This window comes from Rhodococcus sp. BP-241 (assembly GCF_019836145.1).
Classification (GTDB): domain Bacteria; phylum Actinomycetota; class Actinomycetes; order Mycobacteriales; family Mycobacteriaceae; genus Rhodococcoides.
The window spans coordinates 303,494-320,401 of sequence record NZ_JABUEI010000004.1 but is presented as its reverse complement, the minus strand read 5'-3'; the positions used below and the strand labels follow the sequence as shown (position 1 = coordinate 320,401).

The window sequence follows — 16,908 nt, the reverse complement described above, 5'->3', positions numbered from 1 at the left end:
CTTCGGCAGCTAGCTGCCGGCGATGTTCACCATCCAGCCGATCCCGAACCGGTCGGTGAGCATCCCGAAGGTGTCGCCCCAGGGCGCCGTCTCGAGCGGGACGCCGAGGGTGCCGCCCTCGGCGAGCGCGTCCCAGTAGCCGCGCAGTTCTGCCTCGTCGTCGCCGCTCAGGGACACCGTGCCGTTGGTGCTCACCTCCATCGACGACGGAGTGTCGGCGCCCATCAACGTGAAGCCGCTCAGGGTGTCGAGCTGACCGTGCATGACGTTGCCCGACTCGGACTCCTCGACGGGCATGCCCGAGTCACCGAACGTCGACAGCGTGAGTTCTCCGCCGAACACGGTGCAATAGAACTCCATCGCCTCCCGCGCCGTGTCCCGGAACGACAGGTACGGATTGAGTCGGGTCGTCATGGTGAGCCTCTTTCTCGAGCAGGGGTGGTCCGCCGACTCCTGTGACTTGATAGAAAGAGTGGGAGCCGCGGGGTTTCGGGGCCGAGATGAGAAAGAGGGTAGTCGTGAGCGAGCAGGTCAGGACAGCAATCGTCACGGGAAGTGCGCGAGGAATCGGTGCCGCCGTCGCCCGACGTCTCGCCGCGGACGGCTTCGGTGTCGCCGTCGTCGATCTCGACGAGGCGGCGTGTGCCGGCACGGTCGACGCGATCACCGCAGCCGGTGGTCAGGCCATCGCCGTCGGCGCGAACGTCGCGGACGAGCAGTCGGTCGTCTCTGCGGTCGAGCGCATCGCCACCGACTTCGGGGCGCCCACGGTGCTGGTGAACAACGCCGGCATCCTGCGCGACAATCTTCTCTTCAAGATGTCGGTCGACGACTGGGACGCCGTGCTCGGCGTGCATCTGCGCGGATCGTTCCTCATGTCCCGCGAGGTGCAGAAGCATCAGGTCGAGGCCAAGTGGGGACGCATCGTCAACCTGTCGTCCACCTCGGCGCTGGGCAACCGCGGTCAGGCCAACTACGCGGCCGCCAAGGCCGGCATGCAGGGCTTCACCAAGACCCTCGCCATCGAGCTGGGCCGCTACAACGTCACCGTCAACGCGATCGCACCCGGCTTCATCGAGACGGAGATGACGGCGGCGACGGCCGAGCGCGTCGGCGTGCCGTTCGAGGACTTCAAGAAGGGTGCCGCGTCGCAGATCCCGGTCAACCGCATCGGTCAGCCCGAGGACATCGCCCACACGGCATCCTTCTTCTGCAGTGAGGGTGCAGGATTCGTGTCCGGTCAGGTCGTGTACGTCGCGGGCGGGCCGAAAGACTGACGTGAAGTTGTTGCTGCTCGCCGACACCCACGTCCCCACCCGCGCGCGGGATCTGCCCGCCGCGGTGTGGGACGCGGTGGACGCGGCCGACCTGGTGGTGCACGCGGGTGACTGGATGGCGCCGTCGTTGCTGGACGCGCTCGAGGAGCGGTCGCCCGATCTGCTCGCCTGCTGGGGCAACAACGACGGTGACGATCTTCGTGCGCGGTTGCCGGAGGTCGCACGGCGGACGGTGGAGGGTGTGCGCATGGTCGTCACGCACGAGACAGGGGCGAAGGGGGGACGGGAGAAGCGGATGGACGCGCAATTCCCGGACACCGACCTGCTCGTGTTCGGGCACAGCCACATTCCGTGGGACACGCTGTCCTCCAACGGGATGCGCCTGCTCAACCCGGGTTCGCCGACCGACCGTCGGCGGCAACCGCACTGCACCTACATGACGCTGACCCTGAGCGGCGGTGCCGTCTCGGACGTCGTGGTGCACGAGCTGTGACGCGCATAGACGCCTGGACGTGGTCGGTGCGGCTGTTCAAGACGCGCTCTGCCGCCGCGTCGGCGTGCCGCGGCGGACACGTGAAGATCAACGGCAGCGCCGCCAAACCGGCGCAGCACGTGGTGCCCGGTGACGAGGTACGCATCCGCGCAGGGGGATTCGAGAAGATCGTCGAGGTCACTCAGCTCGTGAACAAGCGAGTGGGAGCCCCGGCCGCGGTGGCGTGCTACATCGACCGGAGCCCACCCCCACCGCCACGGGAACTGTTCGCCGCGGTGCCCGTTCGCGATCGCGGAGCCGGGAGGCCGACGAAGCGGGACCGGCGCGAGATCGACCGGTTGCGGGCGGCACCGCCGAGCGAGTGACGCACGGCGGTCCCGCCACCGGCGTCAGCGCAGCAGTGCTCGCGACATGACGACGCGCTGGATCTGGTTGGTGCCCTCGTAGATCTGCGTGATCTTGGCGTCACGCATCATGCGCTCGACCGGGAAGTCGCGCGTGTAGCCGGCGCCACCGAAGAGCTGCACCGCGTCGGTGGTCACCTTCATGGCGACGTCCGAGGCGAAGCACTTGGAGGCGGCGGAGATGAAGCCGAGGTTCTTCTCGCCGCGCTCGGCGCGAGCGGCTGCCGAGTACACCATGAGGCGGGCCGCCTCGATCTCCATCGCCATGTCGGCGAGCATGAACTCGACGCCCTGGAACGTGCTGATGGCCTTGCCGAACTGCTTGCGGTCCTTGGTGTACGCGATGGCCGCGTCGAGAGCGCCCTGCGCGATGCCGACGGCCTGCGCGCCGATGGTGGGACGGGTGTGGTCGAGCGTCGCGAGTGCCGTCTTGAAGCCGGTGCCGGGCTCACCGATGATGCGGTCTCCGGGGATGCGGCAGTTCTCGAAGTACAGCTCGCGGGTGGGGCTGCCCTTGATGCCGAGCTTGCGCTCCTTCTCGCCGACAGAGAAGCCCTCGTCGTCCTTGTGCACCATGAACGCCGAGATGCCGTTGGCCTTCTTCTCGGGATCGGTGACGGCCATGACGGTGTACCAGGTCGACTTGCCGGCGTTGGTGATCCACGCCTTCGAGCCGTTCAGGATCCAGTCGTCGCCGTCCGCCTTGGCGCGGGTCTTCATGCCGGCGGCGTCGGAGCCCGCCTCACGCTCGGACAGTCCGTAGGAGGCCATCTCGCCCTCGGCGATGGAGGGCAGCACCTTCTGCTTGAGGTCCTCGTTGCCGCTGAGGATGAGGCCCATGGTGCCGAGCTTGTTCACGGCGGGGATCAGGGAGGAGGAACCGCACACGCGGGCGACCTCCTCGATCACCATGCAGGCCGCGACGGAGTCGGCGCCCTGGCCGCCGTACTCCTCGGGAATGTGCACCGCGTTGAAGCCGGAGGCGTTGAGAGCCTTCAAGGCCTCGTCGGGGAAGCGCTCCTGCTCGTCGACCTCGGTGGCGTACGGCGCGATCTCCTTCTCGGAGAGTGCGCGGATGGCCTCGCGGAGCTCGTTGTGCTCGTCGGCGAGCTGGAAGAGGTCGAAGCTGGGGTTGCCGGCCATGGGATGTCCGTTCGTCGTGGTGAGAGGGTCGTGGCACTCGGTGTCACGGAATGTGGCCAGCGTACCGGACCGACCGGCCGGTGACCATGGCTGCGTGGCACTTGGTGTCACTGGTCACGTGTGGGTGCTCCGGACCCGTACCGTCCGTCCCTTATTCTGGTGGTCGTGCACCACCAGGCGACGACCCGTGCGCCGGGTGCCCGGGCAGTCGGCGCGCGCAGGCCGGGCCACCGCGTCGATCTGGACGGTCTCCGCGGGCTGGCGATCGCCCTCGTGGTCGTCTTCCACATCTGGTTCGGCAGGGTCTCGGGCGGTGTCGACGTCTTCCTCGTCCTGTCCGGCTTCTTCTTCACGTCGATGGTGCTGCGCCGCGTCGAGCGAGCCGACGGTCCGGTCCTGCGGCCCCTCGTCGTCCGCACCGCCCGACGCCTGTACCCCGCGGCGGTGGTGGTGTTCGGCGCGGTGGCCCTCTGGACCGTGTGGGACCGACCCTTCACGATGTGGGACGCGACGACGCGGCAGCTCCTCGCGTCGCTGGCGTACGTCCAGAACTGGGAGCTCGCGCGGACCGCGTCCGACTACGCGGCGGCCGATCTGTCGGTCAGTCCGCTCCAGCACCTGTGGTCGATGTCCGTGCAGGTGCAGTTCTACGTCGGTGTCACGGCCGGGGTGTTCCTCGTCGCCGCGGCGTGCCGTCGGTGTGGTCGTCGGGACCTGACCACACCGGTGCTGGTGTCGGTGCTCGCGGTCGCCGCCGCGGTGTCGTTCACCTATGCGGCCGACATCGGCCGCACCCACCAGGGGTGGGCCTACTACGACACCGGGGCGCGGACGTGGGAACTCGCGGTCGGCGCGATCGCCGGGCTGGTGATCGGTCGAGTGGTGCTGCCGGCCGCGCTACGGGCCGCGTCCGCCGTCGTCGGACTCGCCGCACTGGTGGGCTGTGGGTTCCTCGTCGACGGTGCGGCGCAGTTCCCCGGTCCTGCCGCGCTGGTGCCGGTCGGGGCCGCGATGCTGCTGGTGCTTGCCGGTGCGGGTGCTCCCGAGTCACGAGCACCGGCCGTGACCCGTGCTCTCGAGTCCCGCCCACTGCAGTTCCTCGGCTCCATCGCCTACCCGCTGTACCTGTGGCACTGGCCGATCCTCATCGCGGTGCTCGGAACCGGGCACTCGGTGACCGTGGTGACGGGATCCGCCGTGGTGGTCGTCTCGATCGCCCTGGCCGTCGCCACACGCTCGTGGGTGGAGGAGCCGGTGCACCGTCGGGGCGCGGGCCGCGGCGTCCTCACCGCCCTGGTGACCGTCGGAGCGATCGGCCTCGCCGCGGCGAGCGCGACCTGGCAGGGCTACCTCGATCGAGCGACGGCCCAGCCGACCGCCGACGTGAGCTCCGACGATCGCTACCCGGGGGCGCTCGCGCTCGTCGACGGTGTTCCCGTGCCGGACGCTCCGATGCGACCCACCGTGCTCGATGCGGACCTGGACCTGCCGCAGTCGACGCTGGACGGCTGCATCGCGGACATGACGCAGCGCGAGGTGATCTCGTGCGTGTACGGCGATCCCGACGCGACGCGCACCCTTGCCCTGGCCGGGGGATCGCACGCCGAGCACTGGCTCCCCGCACTCGACCGGATCGGCCGGGATCGCGGGTTCGCCGTGGTGACCTACCTCAAGATGGGGTGCCCGCTCGACATCGGCGAGCCGCTCCTGGTGGATCTGCCCTACCCGGACTGCCGGGACTGGTCCTCGGACGTGCTCGACATCCTCGCGTCGGACCGCCCCGACTGGGTGTTCACCACCTCGACGCGGCCGAGCCCCACGGAGTTCGGCGACGTCACACCCGACGCGTACCTCGACGTCTGGGCACGCTTCTCCGCGCTCGCCCTTCCCGTCGTGGCCGTGCGGGACACTCCGTGGCTCAGCCGGGAGGGCGTCCCGTATCGCGCCGCGGACTGCCTTGCCGACGGCGGCGACAGCGAGTCGTGCGGACTGCCGCGCAGCGAGGTCCTGTCCGAGATCGATCCGGCCCGCGCCGCGTCGCTGCCGTTCCCCTCGGTGGTTCCCGTCGACTTCTCCGATGCGGTCTGCGGTCCCGACGTGTGTCGCGTCGTCGAAGGAAACGTGCTGGTCTACCACGATTCCCACCACCTGTCGGCGACGTACGTCCGGTCGCTCGTGCCGGTGGTCGACAGCACGCTCGGCGAGGTCACGGGGTGGTGGTGAGACCGTCCCCGAAGTGCTGTGCGAGCAGGGTCGTGACGTCGGCGACCGACGTCCCCGGCGGCAACACGAGTGCGGTGGGCCGGTCTCCCGCGGTGTCGGTGACGAACCGCCGCTTCACCGCCCCGAGGGCGCGCCGGACGTCCTCGACCTCCACTCGGGCCCCGTCGCGAAGCCACGTACGCAGCAGGTAGTTGTGCGTCGCCGTGACCGCGGCGGCGAACTGCACCAGGGAGAGCGGCTCCTGCGTCGGGGCGCCGCGGCGCAGGGTGTCGACGAAGACGCGCTCGTACCGCAGCACCATCACCAGTTCGCGCTCGCGCAGGGCGGGCACCGTCTGCAGGACGCGGTAGCGGCGACGGGTGGTGTCCGGCGTGCCGGAGAACCGGGCGAACACGCGCGCGGCGGCCTCGCACACGGCGTCGTACGGGTCGAGGTCGGTCGTTCCCAGGAAGTCCTGCACATGGGCGAGGGTGGCGTCGTGGTCGAGGAAGACCACATCCTCCTTGGACCGGAACTGCCGGAAGAACGTGCGGCGCGACAGCCCCGCGCTCTCCGCGATCTGGTCGACCGTGGTGGCCTCGTACCCCTTGCTCTCGAAGAGCTCCAGCGCCGCACCCATGACCTCGAGGCGAAACCGGGCGTCCTCGGTTTCTCGCGGTTCGTCGTGGGCGGCCATGGCTTCACGGTAGCGTGAACTGCTCGGACCGGTGAGCTGCCGGAACGCACGTGACGGTGAAGGGGCGAGGTCGTGGCGTTGGTGATGGGTGTCGATTCGTCCACCCAGTCGTGCAAAATCGTTGTTCGGGACGCGGATTCCGGTGAGCTGGTCCGCCACGGTCGGGCCGGCCATCCCGACGGCACCGAGATCGACCCGGCCCGGTGGCACGAGGCTCTCGAGACCGCTCTCGCGGACGCCGGTGGAATGGACGGCGTCGACGCGGTCTCCGTCGGAGCGCAGCAGCACGGCATGGTGTGTCTCGACGAGGCGGGCGAGACCGTCCGACCGGCGTTGCTGTGGAACGACACTCGCTCCGCCGAGTCGGCGCGCGACCTGGTGACCGAGCTGGGTGGAGGCCAGGAGTGGGCCGACGCCGTGGGCGTGGTGCCGGTCGCGTCCATCACCGCGGCAAAGCTGCGGTGGCTCGCGGATCACGAGCCGGAGAACGCCGATCGCACTGCGGCAGTCTGTCTTCCGCACGACTGGCTGTCCTGGCGCCTCGGCGGTGCTCGCGGACTCGACGCCCTGGCCACGGATCGGGGTGACGCCAGCGGCACGGGATACTTCTCGGCGGCCACGAACGAGTACCGCGTCGATCTGCTCGGTCTCGCGCTACGCGGGCGCACCCCGCACGTGCCCACCGTGGCGGCGCCCTCGACACGGATCGGCACGACTTCCGGAGGCGCGGCCATCGGGCCCGGAACCGGTGACAATGCCGCTGCGGCACTGGCTCTGGGTGCCGGCGAGGGTGACCTGGTGGTCTCCATCGGCACGTCCGGCGTCGTCTCGGCCGTGTCCGCCGTGGCTCCTCGCGACCCGTCGGGACTGGTGGCCGGCTTCGCCGACGCCACCGGTCGTCAACTGCCTCTCGTCTGCACGCTGAACGCCGCGCGCGTGCTCGATGCGACCGCGCGCCTGCTCGGCGTCGACCACGACGAGCTGTCGCGGCTCGCGCTGTCCACGGAGAGCCAGGGCCTGGTCATGGTGCCGTACCTCGAGGGGGAGCGCACACCGAACCGGCCCGACGCGACCGGCGCGATTCATGGCCTGCGCCTGGGTAATTCGACCCCGGCGCACCTCGCGCGCGCCGCGATCGAGGGTCTGCTGTGCAGTCTCGCCGACGGGATCGACCACCTGGTGGCGCAGGGTGCGACCGTGTCGCGAGTGCTGCTCGTCGGCGGGGGCGCGAAATCCGAGGCGGTGCGCGTCCTCGCGCCGGGAGTCTTCGGCATGCCCGTCGACGTCCCGCCGCCCGGTGAGTACGTGGCCGACGGGGCCGCGCGCCAGGCGGCCTGGGTGCTGTCCGGCGGGGCCGAACCGCCCACCTGGGCCGCGGCGGACATTCCCCGGTACGAGGCGGACCCGACCCCGGCGGTGCGCGAACGGTACGCCGAGGTGCGGGACCTGACGGAGGGTGCCGGGTAGGTCAGCGCCCCGTAGCGTTCGACTCGTCGTCGGCGTGGGTCATGGCAGCGAGGTGCATCTCGTCGACGGTGGCCGAGTCGGGTGTGTAGTCGACTCTGGCCCTGCGCAGTTCGCCCACGCGCGAGAGATCGCGCCTGTGCTGATCGGTCAGGATCCCAGTGACATCGGTAAGATCTGGAGCTCTCTCGTCTGGGCCGGTGCCTCCGTCGGTCGCAGCGGCGTCGCCACCCAGGCGATCGCGGCCGTCGACATCGCACTGTGGGACCTGAAGGCGAAGCGAGCCGGGCTCCCGCTCGCGAAACTCATCGGCTCCACCCGTGATGCCGTGCAGACGTACAACACGTCCGGCGGCTTCCTGCACACCCCGATCGAGGAGGTGCTGGAGAACGCGACCGCGTCTCTCGCGGCCGGCATCGGCGGTATCAAACTGAAGGTGGGACAGCCGGACTGGCGCCAGGACATCGCTCGGGTGACCGCAGTGCGCGAGCACCTGGGTGACGACGTGCCCCTGATGGTCGACGCGAACCAGCAGTGGGATCGACCGACGGCGACCCGGATGTGCCGCATTCTCGAACAGTTCGATCTGGTGTGGATCGAGGAACCACTCGACGCCTACGACGCCGAGGGCCACGCCATGCTCGCGCGGACCTTCGACACGTCCATCGCGACCGGTGAGATGGTGGCCAGTGTCGGCGAGCACGTGCGCCTGATCGAGGCCGGGTCCGTCGACATCATCCAGCCCGACGCGCCGCGCATCGGTGGGATCACGCAGTTCCTGAAGCTCGCAGGACTCGCCGAGCATCACGGCCTGCAGATGGCGCCGCACTTCGCGATGGAGATCCACCTGCATCTCGCGGCTGCCTATCCTCTGCAGACCTGGGTGGAGCACTTCGACTGGTTGGATCCGCTGTTCGAGGAGCACCTGGAGACGCGGGACGGGCGGATGCACCTGTCCGAACGTCCTGGCCTCGGCTTCACCCTGAGCGAGCAGGCGCACGCGTGGACCGTGGCGGAGGTGCACGTCGATCGCTGAAGGGTGACCGGCGTCACCGTGTCGGACAGCCTATTGCCTAGATCACACCTGAAGGAATATGTTGTGCTCCGCAACATACAACCGAAGGGACGATCGATGCAGAACACAAGGCTCGCCCTCACCGCGGCGGGTATCGGTCTGGTCATGGCACTCACCGCGTGTGGCAGCAACTCCAGCAGCGACAGCGGCAGCGGAGACTCCGGCGGATCCGGCAACGGCGGCACCAAGGTCGGCGTCATCCTGCCCGACACCAAGTCGTCCGCACGCTACGAGTCGCAGGACCGACCGCTCCTGCAGAAGGCGCTGAGCGACGCGGGTCTCGATCCGATCATCCAGAATGCGGAGGGCGACACCACCAAGTTCTCGTCCATCGCCGACTCGATGATCAGCCAGGGTGCGAAGGTCATCCTGATGAGCAATCTCTCGTCCGAGTCCGGTGCCGCCGTGCAGAAGAAGGCCACCGAAGCGGGCGTCGCCACCATCGACTACGACCGACTCACCCTCGGCGGCTCGGCCGACTACTACGTCTCCTTCGACAGCACCACCGTCGGCAACCTGCAGGGTCAGGGTCTGGTGGACTGCGTGGGCGCGAAGCCCGGCGCGCAGATCATCCAGATCAACGGCTCGCCGACCGACAACAACGCCACGCTGTTCAAGGCCGGCGCGCTCGAGGTGCTGCAGCCGAAGTACGACTCCGGCGACCTGCGCCTCGCGGGCGACCAGGCCATCCCCGAGTGGGACAACCAGGTCGGCGGCACCACCTTCGAGCAGCTGCTCACCGCCAACGGCGGCAAGGTCGACGGCGTTCTCGCCGCCAACGACGGACTCGCGGGCGCCGTCATCACGGTCCTGCAGAAGAACGGCCTGAACGGCACCGTGCCGGTCACCGGTCAGGACGCCACCGAGGACGGACTGAAGGCCGTGCTCCGCGGCGACCAGTGCATGACCGTCTACAAGGACGTCGCGAAGGAGGCGGCCGCTGCCGCCGAGCTCGCCATCGACCTCGCCAAGGGTGACACCGCCGCTGCCGACGCCAAGGCGACGGCGACGTCGGAGGACCCCGAGGGCAACCGTCAGGTGAAGTCGGTCCTGCTGGACCCGGTCACCATCACGCGCGACAATGTCAAGGTCGCCGTCGACGGCGGCGCCGTCTCGGCGGACGCGTTGTGCAGTGGCGACGTGGCTCAGGCCTGCGCGGACGCGGGAATCTCCTGACCACCATGACCGCCGCGGGAGAGCCCGTCCTGCAGTTGCAGGGCATCAACAAGAGTTTCGGTCCGGTGCACGTCCTGCACGACGTCGATCTGACGATCAGGGCAGGAGAGGTCACTGCACTGGTCGGTGACAACGGCGCGGGCAAGTCCACGCTGATCAAGTGCATCGCAGGAATTCACGGCACCGACTCCGGCGAGGTCCGCTTCGGCGGCGAGCCGGTGTCGGTGTCGAATCCGAAAGAGGCTGCGGCGCTGGGTATCGAGGTCGTGTACCAGGACCTCGCCCTGTGCGACAACCTCGACATCGTGCAGAACATGTTCCTCGGCCGTGAGCGTACGGCCAAGGGTCTGCTCGACGAGGCATCGATGGAACAGGCGGCGCGCGACACCCTCGCGTCGCTGTCGGTGCGCACCGTCAAGTCGGTGCGCACCCCGGTCGCGTCGCTGTCCGGTGGACAGCGGCAGACCGTCGCCATCGCCAAGTCGGTACTCTGGGAGTCGAAGGTGGTGCTGCTCGACGAGCCCACGGCCGCACTGGGAGTCGCGCAGACGCGACAGGTCCTCGACCTCGTTCGCCGCCTCGCGGACTCGGGTGTGGGAGTGCTGCTCATCAGCCACAACATGAACGACGTCGTCGAGGTGTCCGACTCCGTCGCCGCCCTGTTCCTGGGGCGGATGGCGGCGCAGGTGCGCACGGCGGACGTGTCCGTCGGACGCATCGTCGAGCTCATCACGACCGGCCGCAGCGGTGACCTCGGTCTTCCGTCGGCCGAGGCGAAGGCGGTGACGATATGACCGCCGCGCCCGAACAGGACCGCGCCCGGTCCGACTTCTCGATGGACACCGATCGGCGATCGTTCGGCGACGCCGGACGCGACTACGTGGCACGACTGCGCGGCGGCGAGCTGGGGGCACTGCCCGCACTCGCCGGGCTGGTCGTCCTGCTCGTCGTGTTCTCGTCGCTGTCGGGGCAGTTCCTCACCCTCAACAACGTGGCCAATCTGCTCACCCAGGGAGCGGCCACCGCGTTGATCGGCATGGGGCTGGTGTTCGTGCTCCTCCTCGGTGAGATCGACCTCTCCGCCGGCACCGGCTCCGGTGTGGCGGCGGCGATTCTCGCCCTGCACTACACGGAGGGGGGAAACCTGCTCGGCGGCATGGGAACCGGTGTGTTCCTGACGTTCTGCGCCGTTCTGGTGGTGGCCGGAGTGCTCGCGGCGATCACGCGACTGTGGGCGGCCATCGTGCCGGCCGCGATCGCACTCGCCATCGCGCTGCTCGGGGTGCCCGCGAATCCGTGGATCGAGATCGTGCTGGCGATCTGCGTCGGTGCCTCGATCGGCTGCCTCACCGGGTTCCTCGTCTCCCGCGTCGGCATCCCGTCGTTCGTGGTCACGCTGGCACTGTTCCTCGCCTGGGGCGGTGTGGTGCTGCAGCTGATCGGTGAGGGCGGCACCCTCGGAATCTCCGACAACACCGTGCTCTTCGCGGTGGCCAACCGGTCGCTCCCGGTGTGGGCGAGTTGGGTGCTGTTCGCGGCGGTCGTCGGCGGATTCGCGGCGATCAACCTCTCGCGCCAGCGCACTCGGCTGAAGCAGGGACTGACGGCTCCCCCGACGTCGCTGTTGCTGGTCAAGATCGCGGCACTGACGGTGTTCGCCGCCCTCGCCACGTGGGCGATGACGGTGAACCGCAGCCCCAACCCGGCGGTGCTCTCCATCGCCGGTGTGCCGTACGTCGTTCCGATCGTGCTCTTCGTGTTGGTGCTCGCCACGTTCGTCCTCGACCGGACGTCCTACGGTCGGCACGTCTACGCGGTGGGTGGCAACGCGGAGGCGTCGCGGCGAGCGGGTATCGACGTCCGGCGCATCCGCATGAGTGTCTTCGTGGTCAGCTCGACCATCGCGGCACTCGGCGCCATCGTGGCAGCGTCCAAGGTCGGATCCGTGGATCCGCAGGCGGGTGGCGGCAACACGCTGCTGTTCGCCGTCGGCGCCGCCGTCATCGGTGGAACGTCGCTCTTCGGTGGACGTGGTCGCGTGCGGGACGCGGTGATCGGTGCTGCCGTCATCGCGGTGATCGACAACGGACTGCGCCTGCAGGGGCAGTCCGCGGCGGTGGTCTCCATCGTCACCGGTCTCGTGCTGTTGCTCGCGGCCAGTGTCGACGCACTGTCGCGTCGACGAGCTCCGACTGGTCGGTGACAGGCCGACCGGCTCGTTCCGCCCTCGTCCGTAGTGTCCACCTCGGTGGGGCTCGGACGAGGGCGGAACTCGCGGAGGACCTCTCGCTGAACCGGAGCACCGTCAAGACTCTCGTCGACGACCTCGTCGCCGACGGCCTGGTCTCCGAACATCCGTCGTCCGGTGGCGGGGCCGGCCGGCCGTCGCTGGTGGTCGACCCCATCCCGTCCGCCGCCTGGGTACTCGCGGTCGACGCGGCCGTCGACTGGCTGTCCGTCTCCGCGATCGGCTGGGGCGCAGCGGTTCTGGCGGATCTCGACTACGAGGCGGGAGCGGGCCCGGACCCGGCGGACCTGGTGCGCCGCATCGCCGATGCCGCGACCGAGCTCACCCATCGGGTGGGATCGGCCCCGCGTGCAGTGTGTGTCGCCGTACCCGGTCTCGTGCGGTCGGCCGACGGTCTCGTGCGCGTCGCACCCAACCTCGGCTGGACCGACGTTCCGCTCGGTCGTCTGATCGGTGAGGCGGTCGGGGTGCGGTGCATCGTCGCCAACGAGTCCGATCTGGGAGTGGTCGCGGAACACACCCGCGGATGCGCCCGCGGCGTGGACGACGTGGTCTACCTCTTCGCGGAGTTCGGTGTGGGTGCCGGAATACTCAGCGCCGGATCACTTCTCGGCGGTTCCGGTGGCTACGCCGGCGAGGTGGGACACATGCGGACCGCCGCCGGCGGGGGCCTCTGCAGCTGCGGAAGCAACGGGTGCTGGGAGCTGTCCGTCGGGCAGGACGCACTGCGCCGGGCACTCGCGATGCCGGAACCCGCGACGCCGTCCGCGATCGGGCGCGCACTGGCCGACGTCGCCGCCGCCGGGGGTGCCCTGCCGGAGAGCTACATCGAGGCACTGGAGACGGGCGTCTGCACCATCGTCACGATGGTGGACCCCCGCGTCGTCGTGTTCGGCGGCCTCTTCGCCGACGTTCTCCGGGTGCCCTCGGCGATGGCACGCATCACCGAGGGCGTGGGGGAGTGCCTGGTCGGACGCCAGCACGGGGTGGAACTGCACGTCTCGGGCCTGGGTCGGCGGATCTCGGTGATCGGTGCCGCCGAGCTGGCCTTCGCCGAGGTGCTGCAGCGGCTGTAGTGGGCCTTCGGCCCCCGTGAGCCTTGTGCGTGTCCAGGGATGCGCACAAGGCTCACGGGCGTCAGCGCACCGACGACTCCACGGTGGCGCGGGCTCCGCGAGTGTGCAGGGAGTCGAGAGCCGACGTGTAGGCGTCGACGAAGCGCGGATCGTCCACCAGATCCCCGAACAACTCCCGGTTCCGCACGAACGCGAGGGGGTCGTCGCGCTGCTGCCGAGCCAGCGGGGTGAGCGTGTCCTTCAGACGGTCGACGATCTCGATGGGCTCACCCTGCTCGTCGACACCCTCGGCGTAGCGCGCCCAGCTCGCGATCACCGTGGCGGACAGTGCGACCGGCCCTCCGGACTCGAGGTTCGTGCGTACCACCGGGACCAGCCACTTCGGGATCCGGTCCGACGACTCGGCGCAGAGCCGGGCCACGGTGTCCCGGATCTCCGGATTGGAGAAGCGCTCGATCAGCGTCTTCTTGTACTCGGCCAGGTCGATTCCGGGAACCGGCTGCAGCGTGGGAGTGGCTTCCTCGTCCATGTAGCGCAACAGGAACTCGGCGAACAGTGCGTCCTGCGTGACGTCGTGCACGAGCCGGTAGCCACTGAGGTATCCGACGTAGCAGAGGGCCTGATGGCTCGCGTTGAGCAGACGCAGCTTCATCAGCTCGTACGGTGTGACGTCGTCGACGACCTGCACGCCCACGTCCTCGAACGGCGGCCGGCCGAGGGTGAAGTGATCCTCCAGCGCCCACTGGGTGAACGGCTCCGCGGCCACGGGCCACCGGTCCTCGAGGTCGCACCGTGAGGCGAGCTGGTCGACGACGTCGGGTGTGGTGACGGGCGTGATGCGGTCGACCATGGAGTTGGGGAACTGCGCGGTGTCCGTGATCCACTGTGCCAGTGCGGGATCCTTCAGGCGGGCGAACGCGGTGAAGGTCGATCGGGCGATGTGTCCGTTGCCCTCGATGTTGTCGCACGACATGATGGTGAACGGCGCGAGCCCGCGATCCTTCCGGCGGGACAACGCCTCGCACACCAGTCCGAAGGTCGTGCCCGGTACCGCATCGGGGGCCAGATCCGCTCGCACAGCCGGGTTCTCGGCGTCGAACTCGCCCGTGGTGGCAGAGAAGTTGTAGCCGCCCTCGGTGACGGTGAGAGAGACGATGCGGGTGTCGGCGTGGGCGAGCTTCTCGATCACCGCCTGGGGATCGTCCGGCGCGAAGAGGTACTCGGTGATGGATCCGATGACCGAGGTGTCCCACGAGCCGTCGGAGTGCCGCAGTGCCAGGGTGTAGAGACAGTCCTGGGCGTCCATGACGTCCTTCATACGGCGATCACCCGGCAGCACGCCCACGCCGCAGATGCCCCAGCTCGACGCGGACTCGAAGTCGGTGCGGAGCAGCCGGTCGACGTACATCGCCTGGTGCGCACGGTGGAAGCCGCCGACACCGAAGTGGACGATCCCGGTGGTGATCGCCGAGCGGTCGTACCGTGGCACGTCCACGTCGTCGGGAAGCTGGGCGAGGGTGGCGGCGGACAGCTTCACGAGAGGGTCTCCTGACTGGGTGTCACGGTGACGACAGCCTTGATGCTGCCGTCGGTGCGGTCGTGATTCAGTGCGTCCTCGACATGATCCAGGTCGAACCGACCCGTCACCATGCTGTCGAGCTCGACTCGTCCGGTGCGGACGAGTTCCAGTGCGGTGGGCCAGGTGTCGGCATAGCGGAAGACGCCGGTGACCCACAGTTCCCGGTTCTGGATCACGGACACGGGAATCGGGTACTCGTCTCCGCCCATGCCCACGAGCACCACTCTGCCCGCAGGGCGCACGGCGCGCATCCCGTCCTGCACTGCGCGGGGTGCGCCCGACGCGTCGACGAACACTTCGACGTCGAGGTCGTGCACCGACTCGTCCGCCGGGTCGATCACGCGGGTCGCCCCGTACCGCGTGGCGTTGGCGCGGCGGTCGGCCGAGATGTCCGACACGACGATCTCCGTGGCGCCGAAGGCGCGTGCGACCTGCGCCGTGAGCACTCCGACCGGCCCGGCGCCCGCGATCAACACTCGCGAGCCGCCGGTGATCCCGCCCTTGCGTGCGGTCGCGATGGCCACCGACAGGGGCTCGAAGAGGGCCGCGGCGTCGTCGGACACGGCGTCGGGTACGTCGTGCGCGAACGTGGATCCGATGGTCACGTACTCACAGAGGGCACCGTCCACGGGAGGGGTCGCATAGAACTCCATGTGGGGGCACAGGTTGTAGTGGCCCGATCGGGTCTCGCGACTGTCGGGATCGGGTCGTTGCGGCTCGATGGACACTCGCGACCCGACTCGCCGAGGGGAGACGCCGTCACCGACGGCGACGATCACACCCGACGCCTCGTGGCCCAGAACGAGCGGCGACTCGACGACGAAGTCGCCGATGCGACCCTCGCGGTAGTAGTGCGCATCCGATCCGCAGACCCCGACGGATGCCACCCGGACGAGGACGTCACCTGCGTTCGGCGTCGGCACAGGTCGCGTCTGCGTCTCGATGTGTCCCGGTTCGGTGAGAACTGCGGCACGCATGGAATCGACTGTTGTGTGGATCACACCTGGATGTTAGCTTAAGTGAGCAGATGAACACCAGGTGAGCAGATGCTCACCTCGACGACCGGGAGCGACATCGTGACGACGCCGAGTTCGAGCGACGAGCTGAGGCTCGCGCTGCGTGCGGCGACGATGTACCACGTCGAGGGCGCGACCCAGGCGGAGATCGCCACCAAGCTCGGTGTCTCCCGTCCCACGGCAGGTCGACTCGTCGCTCGGGCTCGGGCGAACGGGCTCGTGCGCATCGAGATCCACGTGCCCGAGGAGATCAGCGGATCGGTGCACACTGATCTCGAACGTCGACTCGAGGAGCGGTACGGCCTGGACGAGGCGCTGGTGGTCACGTCGACCATCGACGACGCCGGCGGTCGGTACGACGCGGTGGGGCGCGCCGCGTCGGGCATCCTCACCCGGCGCGTGCAGCCTGCTCACACGCTCGGTTTCACGTGGGGGCCGGAGACGGTCGCGGTGGCGCAGTCGCTCCAGGGACGCGGCAGCCGCTGCGCCCGCGTGGTGCAGCTGGACGGATCCATGAGCACCGCGGACTACCAGACCGGTGTCGACTTCGTCCTCACCCGCTGCGCCGAGCAACTGCAGGCGACGCCGATGCGGCTCAACGCCCCTCTCTACGCCGACCCGGCGACGGTCGTGGCGCTGCAACAGGACTCGCTGATGTCCAAGGCGCTCGACGCCGGACGCACCGCGGATCTCATGTTCTTCGGACTGGGCCCGGTGTCGACGTCGACGACGCTGTTCGAGGGAAGCTTCCTCGACGCCGACCTCCTGTCCGAACTCGATCGACTCGGTGCGGTCGGTGAGATCGGCGGTCGGTTCTTCGACTCCGACGGCGCCGACGTCGACAGCTCACTGACCGACCGCACGGTCTCGGTGCCGCTGGACGACATCCGGAACTGCGTCACCACGCTCCTCATCTCCGGCGGTGCGCGCAAGCACGCCGCGATCCGGGCCGCTCTGCGCGGCCGTCTCGCCACCGTCCTGGTGACCGATATCGCCTGTGCTCTGGACCTTCTCGACGAGCACGGCAGCAACCCCATGAAGGAATCGAGGTAGTACCG

Annotated in this window: 16 protein-coding genes; 11 read left to right on the top strand and 5 right to left on the bottom strand. The window is 69.1% G+C overall.

The window, feature by feature from the left end:
* Positions 1 to 9: 9 nt before the first annotated feature.
* Entirely contained in the window at positions 10 to 414 is a 405-nt protein-coding gene (locus HQ308_RS10710) for a VOC family protein (protein WP_222646369.1), read from the bottom strand.
* Positions 415 to 518: 104 nt separating this feature from the next.
* Here HQ308_RS10710 and HQ308_RS10705 point away from each other — a divergent pair, with 104 nt between their 5' ends.
* Genes HQ308_RS10705 through HQ308_RS10695 form a run of 3 tightly spaced genes read left to right on the top strand, consistent with a single transcriptional unit; the run spans position 519 to position 2,135 of the window.
* Positions 519 to 1,277, top strand: a complete 759-nt coding sequence (locus HQ308_RS10705; protein ID WP_027506139.1) for an SDR family oxidoreductase — start codon at positions 519 to 521, stop codon at positions 1,275 to 1,277.
* Position 1,278: 1 nt separating this feature from the next.
* On the top strand, positions 1,279 to 1,770 hold the full coding sequence (locus HQ308_RS10700; RefSeq protein WP_222646368.1) for a metallophosphoesterase family protein: 492 nt from the start codon (positions 1,279 to 1,281) through the stop codon (positions 1,768 to 1,770).
* On the top strand, positions 1,767 to 2,135 hold the full coding sequence (locus HQ308_RS10695; protein WP_027506141.1) for an RNA-binding S4 domain-containing protein: 369 nt from the start codon (positions 1,767 to 1,769) through the stop codon (positions 2,133 to 2,135). The genes HQ308_RS10700 and HQ308_RS10695 overlap by 4 nt, the downstream gene beginning before the upstream one ends.
* A gap of 24 nt (positions 2,136 to 2,159) precedes the next feature.
* Here the strand turns inward: HQ308_RS10695 and HQ308_RS10690 are convergent, their stop codons facing one another.
* The gene (locus tag HQ308_RS10690) at positions 2,160 to 3,317 is read right to left on the bottom strand and encodes an acyl-CoA dehydrogenase (protein WP_222646367.1); all 1,158 of its coding nucleotides are present in this window, start codon (positions 3,315 to 3,317) and stop codon (positions 2,160 to 2,162) included.
* A 165-nt stretch (positions 3,318 to 3,482) separates the two neighbouring features.
* Here HQ308_RS10690 and HQ308_RS10685 point away from each other — a divergent pair, with 165 nt between their 5' ends.
* Entirely contained in the window at positions 3,483 to 5,540 is a 2,058-nt protein-coding gene (locus HQ308_RS10685; RefSeq protein ID WP_222646366.1) for an acyltransferase family protein, read from the top strand.
* Here the strand turns inward: HQ308_RS10685 and HQ308_RS10680 are convergent.
* Positions 5,524 to 6,216 carry a TetR family transcriptional regulator gene (locus HQ308_RS10680; RefSeq protein WP_027506144.1) on the bottom strand — a complete coding sequence of 231 codons (693 nt, stop codon included), beginning with the start codon at positions 6,214 to 6,216 and terminating at the stop codon, positions 5,524 to 5,526. The two genes, HQ308_RS10685 and HQ308_RS10680, sit on opposite strands and share 17 nt — an antisense overlap.
* Positions 6,217 to 6,288: 72 nt before the next feature.
* On the opposite strand from HQ308_RS10680, the gene HQ308_RS10675 reads away from it, so the two are divergent.
* The 6 genes from HQ308_RS10675 to HQ308_RS10650 all read left to right on the top strand — a co-directional run bounded on the left by HQ308_RS10675 (position 6,289) and on the right by HQ308_RS10650 (position 13,255).
* On the top strand, positions 6,289 to 7,683 hold the full coding sequence (locus HQ308_RS10675; protein ID WP_222646365.1) for a xylulokinase: 1,395 nt from the start codon (positions 6,289 to 6,291) through the stop codon (positions 7,681 to 7,683).
* On the top strand, positions 7,673 to 8,716 hold the full coding sequence (locus HQ308_RS10670) for a mandelate racemase/muconate lactonizing enzyme family protein (RefSeq protein WP_308115746.1): 1,044 nt from the start codon (positions 7,673 to 7,675) through the stop codon (positions 8,714 to 8,716). Before HQ308_RS10675 ends, HQ308_RS10670 begins: the two co-directional genes overlap by 11 nt.
* 96 nt (positions 8,717 to 8,812) lie before the next feature.
* A complete protein-coding gene (locus tag HQ308_RS10665; RefSeq protein WP_222632227.1) occupies positions 8,813 to 9,931 on the top strand; it encodes a sugar ABC transporter substrate-binding protein in 1,119 nt (372 codons plus the stop codon).
* A 5-nt stretch (positions 9,932 to 9,936) separates the two neighbouring features.
* The gene (locus HQ308_RS10660; RefSeq protein ID WP_037186144.1) at positions 9,937 to 10,725 is read left to right on the top strand and encodes an ATP-binding cassette domain-containing protein; all 789 of its coding nucleotides are present in this window, start codon (positions 9,937 to 9,939) and stop codon (positions 10,723 to 10,725) included.
* Complete coding sequence (locus HQ308_RS10655; RefSeq protein WP_222646364.1) at positions 10,722 to 12,134, top strand: sugar ABC transporter permease; 1,413 nt, start codon at positions 10,722 to 10,724, stop codon at positions 12,132 to 12,134. Before HQ308_RS10660 ends, HQ308_RS10655 begins: the two co-directional genes overlap by 4 nt.
* On the top strand, positions 12,131 to 13,255 hold the full coding sequence (locus tag HQ308_RS10650) for an ROK family protein (RefSeq protein ID WP_027506151.1): 1,125 nt from the start codon (positions 12,131 to 12,133) through the stop codon (positions 13,253 to 13,255). Before HQ308_RS10655 ends, HQ308_RS10650 begins: the two co-directional genes overlap by 4 nt.
* 61 nt (positions 13,256 to 13,316) lie before the next feature.
* Here HQ308_RS10650 and HQ308_RS10645 read toward each other — a convergent pair whose 3' ends face one another.
* Together HQ308_RS10645 and HQ308_RS10640 are read right to left on the bottom strand one after the other, a co-directional pair.
* Entirely contained in the window at positions 13,317 to 14,792 is a 1,476-nt protein-coding gene (locus tag HQ308_RS10645; protein WP_222646363.1) for a mannitol dehydrogenase family protein, read from the bottom strand.
* Positions 14,789 to 15,811 (bottom strand): NAD(P)-dependent alcohol dehydrogenase, encoded by a 1,023-nt coding sequence (locus tag HQ308_RS10640; protein WP_222646362.1) that lies wholly within the window; start codon positions 15,809 to 15,811, stop codon positions 14,789 to 14,791. The genes HQ308_RS10645 and HQ308_RS10640 overlap by 4 nt, the downstream gene beginning before the upstream one ends.
* A gap of 69 nt (positions 15,812 to 15,880) precedes the next feature.
* Between HQ308_RS10640 and HQ308_RS10635 the strand changes: the two genes are divergently transcribed.
* The gene (locus tag HQ308_RS10635) at positions 15,881 to 16,903 is read left to right on the top strand and encodes a sugar-binding transcriptional regulator (protein ID WP_222646361.1); all 1,023 of its coding nucleotides are present in this window, start codon (positions 15,881 to 15,883) and stop codon (positions 16,901 to 16,903) included.
* Positions 16,904 to 16,908 lie beyond the last annotated feature (5 nt).